The organism is Dysgonomonas sp. GY617 (assembly GCF_015233815.1).
GTDB lineage: Bacteria > Bacteroidota > Bacteroidia > Bacteroidales > Dysgonomonadaceae > Dysgonomonas_A.
The window spans coordinates 718,609-733,332 of sequence record NZ_JADCLR010000029.1 but is presented as its reverse complement, the minus strand read 5'-3'; the positions used below and the strand labels follow the sequence as shown (position 1 = coordinate 733,332).

The following is a 14,724-nucleotide window of genomic DNA, read 5'->3' as shown; positions in this document are numbered from 1 at the left end:
TGCAGAGGCAAATTATATGGGTTCCCTATAATGGGCAAACACATAGGTTTGCCCCCACAGCTTAGAAATAGAAAGGTCTGCGACCTTTAAAGACGTTTTTGTATTTCTTCGTGATCTTTTTCAAAACCCGGTTTATTCAACAGAGCAAACATATTCTTTTTATAAGCCTCTACACCAGGTTGATCAAAAGGATTTACTCCTAAAATATAACCACTGATACCACATGCTTTTTCAAAGAAATATATAAGTTGTCCCAAATAATATTCGCTCAATTCAGGAATTTCAATTTTGATGTTTGGTACACCTCCGTCAACGTGAGCTAACTGAGTACCTAGTTCCGCCATTTTGTTCACGAAATCAACGCGTTTACCTACTAAAAAGTTCAATCCATCTAAATCTTCTTCATCTTTTGGTACAAGAACCGTATTATGAGGATTTACTACTGATAGAACAGTTTCGAAGATAGAACGTTCACCTTCTTGTATCCATTGTCCCATTGAATGCAAATCTGTAGTAAAATCTACAGCAGCATTGAAGATACCTTTATTTTCTTTTCCTTCGCTTTCTCCGTACAATTGTTTCCACCATTCTGCAAAGAAGTGAAGTTTTGGATTGAAGTTAGCTAGAATTTCTATTTTCTTTCCTTTTTTGTACAATTCGTTACGAGTAACAGCGTATTGTTCAGCAAGGTTTTTCTCAAATGGAACATCTGGAGCTGTATTCTTTTCCATGAAAGCAGCACCTGCTACCAGTTTTTGGATGTCAAATCCGGCAACTGCAATAGGCAACAAACCAACAGGAGTAAGTACAGAAAAACGACCTCCTACATTATCTGGAATTACATACATCTTGTAGCCTTCTTTTTTAGCCAATGTATGTAAAGCTCCTCTAGCTGCATCTGTGATTGCTACGATACGGCTTTTAGCCTCAGCTTTTCCAACTTTTCTTTCCAATTCTCCTTTAAGGATGCGGAACGAAAGAGCAGGTTCAGTTGTAGTTCCCGATTTTGATATATTTATAATACCGAACGATTTATCTGCCAAATAAGCGATAAGCTCCGACACATAATCTTCTCCGATATTTTGACCGGCATATACTACCACCGGATTTTTACGATCTTTTTGTAACCAGTCGAAAGAGTTTGATAGAGCTTCAATCACCGATTTTGCTCCCAAATAACTACCTCCAATACCTACAACGACTACTACTTCGCATTTGCTTCTCAATACTTGAGCTGTATCTGCAATATCTTTCAGGTCTGCATCTGAGATAGATGAAGGAAGGTTTAGCCATCCAAGAAAATCACTTCCCTTACCCGAACCTTTATGCAAAGTTTCATTGTATTGTTTAGCCAAAGCTGCACCAGCTTCTATTTCTGACTTACTTACAAAAGAAAATACTTTATCAACATTTAAATTTATAACCTTTTCCATTCTTGTTATTTTAATATTTCTTCTCTTAAACGCTTAATTTCTATTCGTGCCGGAACTTTTTCATAAAGGATACGGTAAACCGTTTCCACAATCGGAATATTTATGCAATAATGTGCATTCATTTCCATTATACATTTAGTTCCGTAATATCCTTCGGCTACCATCTCCATTTCTATTTGTGCAGCTTTTACCGAATATCCTTTTCCAATCATCGATCCGAAAGTTCTATTTCTGCTGAAACTAGAATAGGCAGTAACCAATAAATCACCTATATAAGCCGATTCAAATATATGACGCTTGATCGGAGAAACTACTTCCATAAACTTCTCCATTTCCTGTACTGCATTCGAAACCAATACCGCTTGGAAGTTATCTCCGTATTTCAACCCATGACATATACCTGCCGCGATGGCATATACGTTCTTCAAGACGGCAGCCAGCTCTATACCATTTACATCCACCGAAGTAGATGCTTTCACAAAACGATTTGTAAATATCTTGGCAACAGCACTAGCTTTTGCCATATCTGTACATGCAATAGTGGGATATGTCAAGCGCTCGAGTGCAATCTCTTCAGCATGACAAGGACCTGCTACTATTGCAATATTATCTGCGGGTACACCATACTCTTTAGTTAGAAAATCGGTAACCAATAAGTTTTCAGGGGGTATAATTCCCTTTATTGCAGATATAATAAATTTGTCACTTATCGGCGTTTTTAATTGCTCTAAATGAGTTTTCAAAAACGGAGAAGGTACAGCCAAAATTAAAGTATCCGAATTTTTTATTACCTCATTTATATCTGAGAAAAAAGAAATCCTAGATAAATTAAATGGCACATTCGACAAATAAGAAGGATTGTGTCCTACTTTTATAAAATCTTCAATTTGCTCAGGACGACGCATATACCAATTGATATGTGTCTCCTGTGTTAACACTATTTTAGCAAGGGCAGTAGCCCATGTTCCTCCTCCTATTATAGCTATTCTTCCCGGATAGTTCATCGGTCATTATTCAAGTTAAACAATAGAGACTTAATTACAGTAAACAAAATACTTTCCATATTTTAAGTCATAACTAACTTTGTCAATTACTTTCCAAAGTAAATAAAAGGTCTCCGACCTTATTTTTTAGCATTGTTAACCCATGCTTGCACTTCCTCATCTTTCGGGTTGGCTAATTCTAGTTTGTGCTTCTTATTCATTTCACACAACTCCTGACATAATTTATTAGGATTAGCTTCAGTCAAATCCTCTACTGTCAGATAGCCTGCCTTCTGAATGGCTGATACCCATTCTTCAGGAATACCTATTTCTGTATATTTTGATATAGAATCTCTCTTAACTACTTTTTCGGGACGCATCTGAGGAAATAATAATACTTCCTGAATAGTTGTTTGTCCAGTTAATAACATAACCAAACGATCCATTCCAATACCCATACCCGATGTTGGAGGCATACCATATTCTAAGGCACGAAGGAAATCCTGATCGATAAACATCGCCTCATCGTCACCTTTTGCCGAAAGTTGCAATTGCTCTTCAAAGCGATTGCGTTGATCGATAGGGTCATTTAATTCAGAATATGCGTTTGCCAATTCTTTACCATTAACCATCAATTCGAAACGTTCGGTTAACTCAGGATTGGTTCTATGTCGTTTACATAAAGGAGACATTTCGATAGGATAATCGGTAATAAATGTGGGCTGAATGTATTTGCCTTCACATTTTTCGCCAAATATCTCGTCGATAAGTTTACCCTTACCCATTGTTTCATCCTGATCAACGCCCAATTGCTTACAAACTTCACGTAATTGACTTTCATTCATCCCATTAATATCAATTCCTGTATGATCTTTAATAGAATCAATCATCGTCACACGTTTATAGGGAGCTTTAAAATTAATTAGATTGTCCCCTACCTGCACTTCTGTTGTACCCAATACATCCAAACAAACCTTTTCGATCATTTGCTCTGTAAATTCCATCATCCAGATATAGTCTTTGTAAGCTACATAGATTTCCATTACAGTAAATTCTGGATTATGCGTGCGATCCATACCTTCGTTGCGGAAGTTACGAGAAAACTCATACACACCATCAAATCCACCAACAATCATACGTTTCAAGTACAACTCATTAGCTATTCTCAAATAAAGAGGAATATTTAGGGCATTATGGTGAGTTATAAACGGACGAGCAGATGCCCCTCCAGGTATACTTTGCAACACAGGTGTATCAACTTCGATATAACCTTTTTCATTGAAAAGATTACGCATTGAGTTAAACACTTTTGTACGCTTTAAAAATATATCTTTTACACCCTCATTTACGATCAAATCAACATAACGCTGACGGTAACGCATTTCAGGATCAGTAAAACCATCGTAAGTTACTCCATCTTTTACCTTAACAACAGGCAACGGACGAAGCGATTTAGATAATACAGTAAGGCTTTCAGCATGAACCGAAATTTCTCCCATCTGAGTACGGAATACATATCCTGTAATTCCTATAAAATCACCTATATCCAATAATTTCTTGAAAACTACATTGTATAAGTCTTTGTTTTCATCTGGACAAAGATCATCTCTGGTAATGTATAATTGTATGCGACCTTCAGAATCCTGAAGATCAACAAAAGCAGCTTTTCCTGCAATACGACGGCTCATTATGCGACCGGCAATTGCTACTTGACGACGCTCTGCATCATCCTTAAAGCTTTCTTTTATTTCAACCGAATATGCATTCGTTTCATACAATGCCGCAGGATATGGATCTATACCCAGTTGGCGCATCTCCTCGAGGCTTTTTCTTCGAAAAATTTCTTGTTCACTTAATTCTAGGATACTCATTATCTTATATTCTTTTACTTTCTTTTTCTGTCGATTTTCCTTTAAATTACAAATTATCCTCAAAGCAATCTCTTGCTATGCAATATTCACTCTAATTTAAATTCTAAATAGTGAATAAATAACGTTATTGACATAAATTCACGAGTTGGTAAAATTACAAATTATTGTACGTATTTTACATATAAAAGCAAAAAAGAATAACAGATACTTATATCTGTTATTCTTTTTTAAGGTCGAAAACCCAATTTAATACCTTGTTACCACCACAAACCCAATATAGTTATAATTGAACAGTATGGTATATCGTTTTTATCTAAGTCTTAGAATTTTTGCTTCAAGATTTTTAGCTACCTGAATTTCTCTTGCATCGCTCGGATTATACACCCCATAATCGGATAAAGGCGGTATAAGAAGGCTTGTTCCTATAGGCACATTATTGGGATTAGCTATATTCTTTTTATTCGCTTGATAAATATACACCCAATAATCGGGATTGCCGTAATGAGTTGTTGCCAACGTACGCAAAGTTGTACCCTTTCTTATTGTAGCATATTTTGCTTTTGAATCAGAAGCTGGCTTAGCTTCAACCTTCGGTTCTACTTGAGGTTTCACTTGCGAACCAGAAGCCGACTCAGCTTTACTTTCATTTTTATATTTTCCCAAATGAAACTCGGCTTTATTTAGTATCCCGAATTTCAATTTATCTGAAATAACAAAACTATTTTTTTCAGCATCTATTGTTCCTCTAGTCAAAGAATCTGTCTCTCCAACAATAGCCGCTTTAACTGCCTCAACCTTTGGCTCAACAGCGGGTTCTTTAGCTATCGGAACTATAGGTTCTTTCTTCATTGTCTTAACTGTATCCTCTACAGCTTGGGCTTGTACCTTCTTCATAGAATCAAGCATAGCGTCAGTTGCTTCGACCATAGGTGATACTTCATCAATAAAAGGTAAAGTATCCGTCAACGAAAGATTAGTTCTCCCCAGATTAGACTCAAAATCATAAGGTTTATTAAGCATCTTAATCAAACCATAAGTTAGAGAAGCAACAATAACCAATAGAAAAGCTATCATTGGTAACCATTTCCTAAATCGTGAACCTATATCAGGCGAATTAAAATCATGATATGGAATATCAACTGGATCTATCGTATCAGAGAAGGAGACGCTTCTAGTTTCCGCAGGTTTATTATTCCCTGCATAGCTTCGTTGATTCCCAACGGGAGGTATAACAGGCTCTTTCTCATTAGCCTCCGAGGCCTCAATACCTTCATATCCAGATTCTCCTAATGGAACAAAGTCCATTTCTGTTACTACTTCCTCTTCCTCAACGGGGAACAAAGGACGCTCTGGATCTTCATTCGAAAATGCTGCTTTTTTTTCCTCTTTTATCTTATTCTGAGCATCACGATCAACAGACGAAGTTTCTTTCTTCGCCAGCCTTTCAATTACAGGAATAGGAGCAGGAATGATAATATCTTCCTCTGTTTCTATTTCCGAATCAAAGTCAGATTCCAACTCAAGATCGTCTGATACTATATTTTTAGAGAGAGGCTCTACCAATGGCACTGATTCCACTACCACCTCTTCTTCATCTTCTATCACTTCGGATTGAACATCTTCAATAATGTCCTCCACCTTTTCACCCTCTATCGCTACCTCTTCTGATTCTTCTACAATCGTAGACTTATCTGCAGAATCTTCTTCCTGCACATCCTCCTCCTCTTCTTCCTCGTCATTACCATCAACTGGTACATGAGGCAGATCCAGCAACTCTATTGGAAATTCTTTCTGTACGGGAGCTTCTTCTTGAATGACTTCTTCAATCTCCGGTTCTGAAGATACAACAGGTCTAACTAAGTCATCCTTAGGAACAGTAAGAATTATAGAATCGGACTCTTCAGATGGCTTCGAAGAAGTGTATGTGTACACAAATGATTGAGGATATCTTTGTTTTGAAGAATCTTGCGGTCTCGATTCTTTTTCGGAGTTTACTTTATCAATATCCTTTTCTCTCACCGGTGTGTTATTTACATTGTCAATTATTGGAGCAGACTCTACAACAATCGGTTTTTCAATTTCTGAGACGATACTCTCGTCCTCATTTTCTATATCTATTTCTTGGCTCTCAACAACTTCATCTTCAACAGCATTTTCGCTGTTATCAACAGAAGCATCGAACACAACTCCATCTTCCAACAAGATTGTCTCGAATTGGGAAAATGGTTTATTTACTAAATTTTTAAGTATTTTGTCAGGAAGAAAACTTAATTTGTAATGAGAAGGAATCTCTATTTTTTCTCCTGTATTTACATTTACACTCTCGCGACTACTTACCGAGATTAGTTTAAATGTTCCGAAATCTTTAACTTTAACAGAATCATTATCAAATATCCGTTCTAAAATCAATTGAAAGAACTCTCTAAAAAAAGAGTCTGCATCTTTCTTCGTTATCTTGGCTTTCTTCGATAAGATATCAACCAAATCTTGAAGTGATAGTTTATCATTCATTCTCAGACAACTTTTTTAATTTATCTTTAACTACCTGACCCGGACGAAACGCTGTAGTAATCTTTGGAGGCACTAGAAATCGCTGCTTAGAAACAGGATTTACCGACATCCTTTCCTGACGTCTTTTGGTTTCAAACAATCCAAACCCTTGTATGTTAATAGAATTAGAATTTGCCAGATTAGTATTAACAACAGATACAGCATCCTCTAGAATCTTAGAGGTCTGAGCCTGTGTCCAATCTAATCTTTTAGACAGCTCTGCAATTAACTCTTTATTTGTCATAGATTTGCCGGATTATAAATACTTTCATTATGTATCACCAGACCTTTACTCTTCGATTATTTAGCTATACTAACTTCTTAAATAACGAATAGACCTGACTGCTAATATATCAACTTAAACAACAACACTACCATACAGGTCGAAAGGTTCCGCTTGATTTATAATAACATTATAAATATCACCTTTGTTCAAGGGAATATCTTTAGATATCAATACCTCGGGATCAACCTCCGGAGAGTCATATTGAGTACGCCCAATATAATATTCGGCATCTTCTCTATCAATGATTACCGAAAAGGATTGTCCTATTTTAGACTCATTAACGCTCAAAGAGACACCCTCTTGCAAAGCCATTAACATATCCATTCGTTCCTGTTTAACCGTTTCGGGAATATTATCTTCGTATTTTTCATATGCAAAAGTACCTTCTTCGTTCGAATATGGGAAAGCTCCCATTCGCTCAAACTGAGCCTCTTTCGCAAACTGCATTAGTTCTTCAAAATCTTCTTCGGTTTCTCCCGGATGCCCTACCAAGAAGGTCGTCCTAAGATGAATACCAGGAACTTCTTCTCTAATCCTCTTTACTAGGTTAATTGTTTCCTGTTTTGTAATACCTCTTCGCATTTTGCTCAACATATTATCACTAATATGCTGAAGTGCTATATCAAGATATTTACAAACATTATCTCTTTCTCGTATTACTCGAAGTAAATCATAAGGAAATTTAGCAGGATAAGCATAATGTAAACGAATCCATTCAACTCCTTTTACATCAGAGATACGTTCGATTAATTCAGGAAGTTTCATTTCCTTATAACGATCAATCCCATAATAAGATAAATCTTGTGCTATAATCTGAAATTCTTTAACGCCTTGTACTACGAGTGATTGAACTTCTGCTACAATCTCTTCCATCGGACGAGAACTATGTCGTCCAGTCATAATAGGGATAGAGCAATATGAACAAGCACGATTACACCCTTCCGATATTTTCAGATAAGCATAATGGGCAGGAGTTGTTAAAGCTCTTTCATATTCAACATCTTTACGAAAAGATTTTCCGAGATCAGTAATGAGACCTTTCCATCCAAATTTTCCATAAAATTTATCAACCTCAGGTATCTCAGCCTGAAGCTCTTCCATGTATCTCTCGGATAAACAGCCCATTACAAACAGTTTATTCAGTTTTCTATTTTTTTTAGCTTCTGCAAAACCAAGTATCGTATTTATCGATTCTTCTCTTGCATCACCAATAAATCCACATGTGTTTATAACGACAATTTCGCCTTCGGGTTTGTCCGGATCATGCTTCACAGTATATCCATTAGCGAGGAGTTGCTTCATTAACATCTCCGAGTCGACTAGGTTCTTGGAACAGCCTAGTGTTACAACATCAATTCTATTTTTCTTCATTCAAAAAGAATCCTTCCTTCTTAGGTATAAATAACAGTAAATATTTATTGCTATATTTTATAATTATAACTGTCTCCGGTTAATTATACTCTCAAAAGCAACAAAGAGGTCTGAGACCTTAAATCCAGCAATATAGTTTATTGCAGGGGCAAAAATAGCACAATTTAGCCACCAAACAATGAGTTAACGAATTCTTTTCGCTGAAAGACTTGCAAATCGTCTATACCTTCGCCAAGTCCAATATATTTTACAGGAATCTTAAATTGATCCGAAATACCAATTACAACTCCACCTTTTGCCGTGCCATCAAGCTTTGTTACAGCTAAAGCAGTAACATCCGTAGCGGCAGTAAATTGCTTTGCTTGCTCAAATGCATTTTGACCTGTCGATCCATCAAGCACCAGTAAAACTTCATGAGGTGCACCGGGTACGATTTTATTCATTACATTTTTGATCTTCGACAATTCATTCATCAATCCGACCTTATTATGTAATCGTCCAGCTGTATCTATTATTACAACATCTGCATTATTGGCTTTTCCTGAACTGATTGCATCAAATGCTACAGAAGCAGGATCAGAGCCCATTGCTTGTTTAATTACCGGAACACCAACTCTCTCTCCCCAAATAACCAACTGCTCTACAGCAGCAGCACGGAAAGTATCAGCAGCTCCAAGATATACCGATTTTCCGGCTTTCTTAAATTGGTTAGCCAATTTACCAATTGTTGTAGTTTTACCTACACCATTAACACCCACAACCATTATTACATATGGCTTGTTGTCTGCTGGCAGATTAAAACCTTCAGTATTATCATTTGAGTTATTTTCGGTAAGTAATTCAACAATTTCTTCACGTAAAATAGTACTCAATTCATCTGTACCTACATATTTATCCTTAGCAACGCGTTCTTCTATGCGTTCGATGATTTTCAGCGTAGTATCCACACCAACATCCGAAGTAATTAATACTTCTTCCAAATCATCCAATACACTATCATCAACTTTAGACTTCCCAACAACAATCCTTGAAAGTTTAGAAAACATGTTTTCTTTTGTTTTTTCTAAACCTTTATCCAACGATTCTTTTTTCTGTTTTGAGAAGAAGTCCAAAATACCCATAAGATCTTATTATTTATTCTTGAATACTATAATAGTTGCTCCCAATATATTCTTGGAACGAGCTACACAAAGCTAATAAAGGATATACAAAAAACCCCCTAACAAATTCTTGAAAGGAGGTTTTTAGTTATTTTTAACTAAATTATTTTGCAAAATAATCTTTCACAGCTTCATTAGGAACCATTTCTTCCTTAAATGTATAAACTCCTGTTTTAGGTGATCTTACCATTTTAATTACTTTTGCATAATTACGTCCGTCTTTTGATGATGGATCGCGGTAACCTGCGACTGTCTTCTTTGCCATGGTTGTATATTATTTTTACTTAATTTCTTTATGTACTGTTACTTTCTTCAAAACTGGGTTGTATTTTTTCAACTCCAATCTTTCAGTTGTATTTCTTCTGTTCTTTGTAGTAATGTATCTTGATGTACCAGCCATACCACTTTCTTTGTGTTCGGTACATTCTAGAATTACTTGAATTCTATTTCCTTTTGCTTTCTTTGCCATTTTTAGGTTCTCCTTTGATTTAAGCTTTTAAATAACCTTTTTCAGCTGCTTTTTTCAATGCAGCATCCAAACCAATTTTATTAATTGTACGAAGACCTGACGCAGATACATCTAGACTAATCCAACAATCTTCTTCTACCCAATAGAATTTTTTTCTGAATAGGTTGATATTAAATTTTCTCTTAGTCTTTTTATTTGAGTGAGAGACATTGTTACCAACCATAGCTTTCTTTCCTGTAATTTCACAAATTTTGGACATCGCTACTATATTTTATTTTTTATTTATTTTATTCCTTGCCGTAGTAAAACAGGGTGCAAAATTAAACCTTTTTTTTGAATCAGCAAATTATTGGCAGTTAATAAACTATCTTTTTTCAAAAAAACACTACTCCTTAATTATCTTATTCTTAACTGAGAATAATCTTTCCCAACTTTGTAATAGAAATGCAAATATAGTAACTTTGTTGATGTCTAGAAATATATAATACCTTTTTACTATGAAAAAACACGTTTACTTATTTTTGTGTGTATTCCTTTTTACATGCACACATCTATTTTCTCAATCGCCTTTTAGCTTTATTGTAATTTCCGACACACACCTTGGAAGGGAAGGATCAGAAGAAAAAAACAGAAAAACGCTTCGCTATCTACTTAATCAGCCAAGTAAACCTGAAGCTATTTTTGTTGTTGGAGATCTTACCAACAATGGCTATCAACAGGAGTATGATCTTTTCAAGAAAGTATTTACAGAAGAGTTACCAACTAATTTCCCTAAATATTATTGTCAGGGAAATCATGATAGGTATAATGACAAGGGAAGCGAGAACACCCGATTTCAAAACACATTAGGGCAAGACCTTAACCAATATGTAGAGGTTAACGATTATCCCTTTATACTTATAAGTATGGAAAACTCGTCTTATGACAAATGCTATACCGACCCTAGTCGTAAGTTCCTATTAGAAAAACTAGAGTATGCGGCTAAGAAATACCCTAAAAAGCCCATTTTCGTATTCTTTCATATGCCAGTTGTAAATACGGTATACGGATCATACGAGATTGGGGGTAAAGATTCATGGGGTACTAGCGGATTAAAAGATATTTGCGAACAATATCCACAGATCATAGCTTTCTCAGGACATTCACACTACCCTATCGGAGATGAAAGATCTATACACCAAGATAAATTTACATCTGTAAATGATGGTAGTATTGCCTACTCGGAAATAGAAACAGGCAAAACCGAAGGGATACACCCCGAAGGGTTTAATGATGTTACCGAAGGCATGATTGTTAGTATTGATAATAACAAAGTGAATATTCACAGATATAATACGGCACAAGGCGTAGAAATAAAAACTCCATGGGAAATAAAAGCCCCTCACGATGGATCTGCTTTTACATACAAAGACAGAAAAGACAACAAAGCACCTAAATTTGCAAAAGGCATTAAGCCTACCTTTTACAATATTACTAAAAATGGTTGCAGACTATTATGGAAGCAGGCTTCTGATAACGATATAGTACATCACTATAAAATCTTATTGACGAAGAGAGGAGACGAAAACAGCTCCCCTACCGTTATGACTATTTTCTCGGGGTTCTTCTTAAATGCAGAGATGCCTCAATCGAAAGGTTGGGACTTGAAAGATTTAGATGCCGATTCGACTTATGACGTATTGGTTTTGGCAGTTGATTCTTTCGGCAATGAATCAGAACCCATAATAGGCTCATTTACGACATTGTAAGCTTATCAGAATCATTAAAATAGAAGAGGTGAGCATTCCATTACTCGCCTCTCTTTATCTATATCTGTTACCTTTAAAAACCCATACCTATACCAATAGAAAAACGATTGCCATCTTTTGACCCGAAATATGAGAATTTACCCGTATAGCTTTTAAAGAGTGTAAGCCACCAACCTCCACCATAAGAGGTATGCCACCTTTGAGAATCTTCGCCCGGATACCATACCCGACCATAATCAGCACCCACAAAAACACCATATTGCACAGGTGTAAAAGGGTTCTTTAGATGACCTAGATCGTATCTAAGATCGGTATGTTGATAAAGAGATTGTCGTCCGATGAAACGGCTTTCCCTAAAACCTCTAAGTTCAACAGAAGCCGCCTGATAAAATTCGTAATCGTTAGTAAACAACACTGTACCAATTACCTCTGTAGCTAAAGAAAGGCGATCTCCACATGCTATATTAAATGCAAACCTCGATTTTAGATAAGGAAAATTTCGACTTACATCTTTCACATCCCAATTCCAACCTCCGGTTACCAAAAAATCAATTGAATTAAGTAAAGTATTAAACTCTCTGTTTATTTCATAAGTCACATGGAAATCGGCAAATACCCTTGTATCAAATACCGGATCATCATCTCCATATACTTCATTTATAAACCTATCAGTAGGTTTATCCATCTTATATAATTCGACAGTTGTTGCAGCAGTAAATTTATTGGTTTCGTCCAGCTTCCAATAATAAGAAGGCTCTATACTGTACTTAGCAATGCCCACCCGGTTAAAATCTATCGATTTATCTTTAAATCCGTTTGTCTGATTACCATACCCAAAGAAATTATGAAAATCATTTGCAATACCAAAAATAGCCTCAATATTAAAGCCCTTCATTTCATCCAGCGAAGGAAACATTCCCTGATACATCAAACCATCTAAGTAACTATAACCAATTCGGTGACGATAACTATAAGGCGACCGCTTGAAACCATACATTGTCTTACTCACATATGCTCCCAAATAAAAACCTAAGTCGGAGTCATATACCCCCCATGGCGTGAAACTTATACTTTGATACTTCAATTTCTTATAATCATAAGCATGCACTTTCTCTACGTTGGTTCGTATAATACTGGCATTACCAAGTGTATCATTTTTGACATCGTGAGATTTATAATCATATATATCCGTATTTCGTCCTCCAATAATATTATATACGTTGGAACCTTTTCCTCCCACCAAAGTTAATGGCATAGCCTTTCTTGATTCGTTATTCAATCTAAATTCATCGTCTCCTTCCAGCCCATACAACCAAATTTCTTTCGTACTCTTGTCATATTTCTTATCAAACAACAGAAGCTTTGAGTTTTTATCATATATACGAACATTAGTTGCATGCTTGTCCTTCTGATCTATGACAAATAAATCGTCTCCATGAGTACCCGTAATTACAGGTGTTTCCTGTAATATATCATAATATTTCTGGGCGATCTTTTCGACAACATCCCTACGATTTTTTAAATTCTTTTTTATAATCTCGGTGTCAGGTGACGCATATATTTCTTTCGGTAACTCTTTAAATGCATTATCAATTACCGAATCGGTTAAAAGAGTTTTAATATATTTTGCTTCTTGATACCATATTTCTCGTCCTGTTCGTGCAACTAGGGCTATATCAAGAGGAATAGCAATGCCGTTTGCCTTTTTCAGATTTTTTATGCTACTATCGTAATTTGTTATACTATTTAAGCCAAATACGTCTAGCATCAATTTAAATAATACTCCATCAACTTTTGTAAAAGCATGACTACGGTCTGCAACCATTGGCATGTATACAAGGCTATCTCCATGAGGAACTTCGTACCACTGCCAACTTTCTCTCGTTTTATTCCAGTCTCCGATAAGTATATCTAAGAGCCGTTCTCTTATATATTCATGCTGATCAACATGAAAAGCTTTAGATTCTTGAATCTTAGCCAACAGCTCAGTTGTCTCTATTATTTTGGAGTGTGTTGTGAACGTCTTTAAATCATATATACTAATTAGTCGATCAGCTATCCCCGTACCATCTGCAATAGTATCGGTAGTTGTATGCTTGGGAATATAGTATATTTCGGAATCAAAAGAATTTACACCTACATCTTCTGCCAGCTTATTTGCAACCATAAAAGCATAGGGATGGGTTATTGTATAAGCATCGCCTATAAACTTATCAACATAAGTACCTTGAAATTCTTGCTTGCTATATGTATTCTTAAAAAAATCAGATTCCATAAATGTTGTTGCACCACCAAGAGGTCTGACCATATAAAGGTGTGCATTTTTATCTTCAAGAAACAATGCATGCAGACGCGGCAATTGACCTATAAACTTAAGGCCTCCGTGAAGATCGTATAACTCTGTCGATTTAACAGTTATGGGGGTAGAGTAAAGCTCACGATAGTGCTTACCTACAATGCGATTATATAACCCCGCTCGTTTAGCCGCAGTTTGAGGATAAATTGATTTTTTTATTACACCTCCCGAATACAGCGGGATGGTATCCTCTTCCAACTTGAAAGATGTATCCATAGCCGAGACATTCAGGTATAATAGGCTGTATATAAATAATACAACGCTAATTTTTCTAATACTGTGCATAAGTAGGGGTCTGTTATAGTAATTTCAATACAAATATTACATTTCAAGCCATTTGTTTTGAAAGTCTAACTATCTCAGCAAATGTAAAGGCTAAAGATCTAAGTATAATACAATAATCAATTATTATAGATGTCTTGCGACCTCAAATCTTAAAATTGTATTTAAACTCATTTGGTTATATAACAATTTGTACCTTTGCATAGTTTTACACG

12 protein-coding genes are annotated in these 14,724 nt (G+C 35.9%); 1 reads left to right on the top strand and 11 read right to left on the bottom strand.

Annotated elements, in window-relative coordinates; genetic code table 11:
* Positions 1 to 86: 86 nt before the first annotated feature.
* From IR022_RS18930 to rpmB, 10 genes are all read right to left on the bottom strand, one after another.
* Complete coding sequence (locus IR022_RS18930) at positions 87 to 1,433, bottom strand: glucose-6-phosphate isomerase (RefSeq protein WP_050709015.1); 1,347 nt, start codon at positions 1,431 to 1,433, stop codon at positions 87 to 89.
* A 5-nt stretch (positions 1,434 to 1,438) separates the two neighbouring features.
* Entirely contained in the window at positions 1,439 to 2,437 is a 999-nt protein-coding gene (locus tag IR022_RS18925; RefSeq protein WP_050709016.1) for an NAD(P)H-dependent glycerol-3-phosphate dehydrogenase, read from the bottom strand.
* A gap of 119 nt (positions 2,438 to 2,556) precedes the next feature.
* Positions 2,557 to 4,287 (bottom strand): lysine--tRNA ligase, encoded by a 1,731-nt coding sequence (lysS, locus tag IR022_RS18920; protein ID WP_194204896.1) that lies wholly within the window; start codon positions 4,285 to 4,287, stop codon positions 2,557 to 2,559.
* Between the two features lie 309 nt (positions 4,288 to 4,596).
* Positions 4,597 to 6,798, bottom strand: a complete 2,202-nt coding sequence (locus tag IR022_RS18915; RefSeq protein ID WP_194204895.1) for an HU family DNA-binding protein — start codon at positions 6,796 to 6,798, stop codon at positions 4,597 to 4,599.
* Entirely contained in the window at positions 6,791 to 7,081 is a 291-nt protein-coding gene (locus tag IR022_RS18910; protein ID WP_050709019.1) for an HU family DNA-binding protein, read from the bottom strand. The genes IR022_RS18915 and IR022_RS18910 overlap by 8 nt, the downstream gene beginning before the upstream one ends.
* A 114-nt stretch (positions 7,082 to 7,195) precedes the next feature.
* Positions 7,196 to 8,494 carry a 30S ribosomal protein S12 methylthiotransferase RimO gene (gene rimO / locus IR022_RS18905; protein ID WP_194204894.1) on the bottom strand — a complete coding sequence of 433 codons (1,299 nt, stop codon included), beginning with the start codon at positions 8,492 to 8,494 and terminating at the stop codon, positions 7,196 to 7,198.
* A 164-nt stretch (positions 8,495 to 8,658) separates the two neighbouring features.
* Positions 8,659 to 9,615: a signal recognition particle-docking protein FtsY gene (gene ftsY, locus IR022_RS18900; RefSeq protein WP_194204893.1), complete on the bottom strand. Its 957-nt coding sequence runs from the start codon at positions 9,613 to 9,615 to the stop codon at positions 8,659 to 8,661.
* 142 nt (positions 9,616 to 9,757) lie between these two features.
* Positions 9,758 to 9,919, bottom strand: coding sequence for a DUF4295 domain-containing protein (locus IR022_RS18895; protein WP_194204892.1), 162 nt, complete (start codon positions 9,917 to 9,919; stop codon positions 9,758 to 9,760).
* A 15-nt stretch (positions 9,920 to 9,934) separates the two neighbouring features.
* Positions 9,935 to 10,123 (bottom strand): 50S ribosomal protein L33, encoded by a 189-nt coding sequence (gene rpmG, locus IR022_RS18890; RefSeq protein WP_050709022.1) that lies wholly within the window; start codon positions 10,121 to 10,123, stop codon positions 9,935 to 9,937.
* A 19-nt stretch (positions 10,124 to 10,142) separates the two neighbouring features.
* Complete coding sequence (gene rpmB, locus IR022_RS18885; protein ID WP_050709023.1) at positions 10,143 to 10,382, bottom strand: 50S ribosomal protein L28; 240 nt, start codon at positions 10,380 to 10,382, stop codon at positions 10,143 to 10,145.
* Between the two features lie 238 nt (positions 10,383 to 10,620).
* Here rpmB and IR022_RS18880 point away from each other — a divergent pair, with 238 nt between their 5' ends.
* Positions 10,621 to 11,871, top strand: coding sequence for a metallophosphoesterase (locus IR022_RS18880; protein WP_194204891.1), 1,251 nt, complete (start codon positions 10,621 to 10,623; stop codon positions 11,869 to 11,871).
* A gap of 73 nt (positions 11,872 to 11,944) precedes the next feature.
* Here the strand turns inward: IR022_RS18880 and IR022_RS18875 are convergent, their stop codons facing one another.
* Positions 11,945 to 14,443 (bottom strand): hypothetical protein, encoded by a 2,499-nt coding sequence (locus tag IR022_RS18875; protein ID WP_194204890.1) that lies wholly within the window; start codon positions 14,441 to 14,443, stop codon positions 11,945 to 11,947.
* Positions 14,444 to 14,724: the final 281 nt, after the last annotated feature.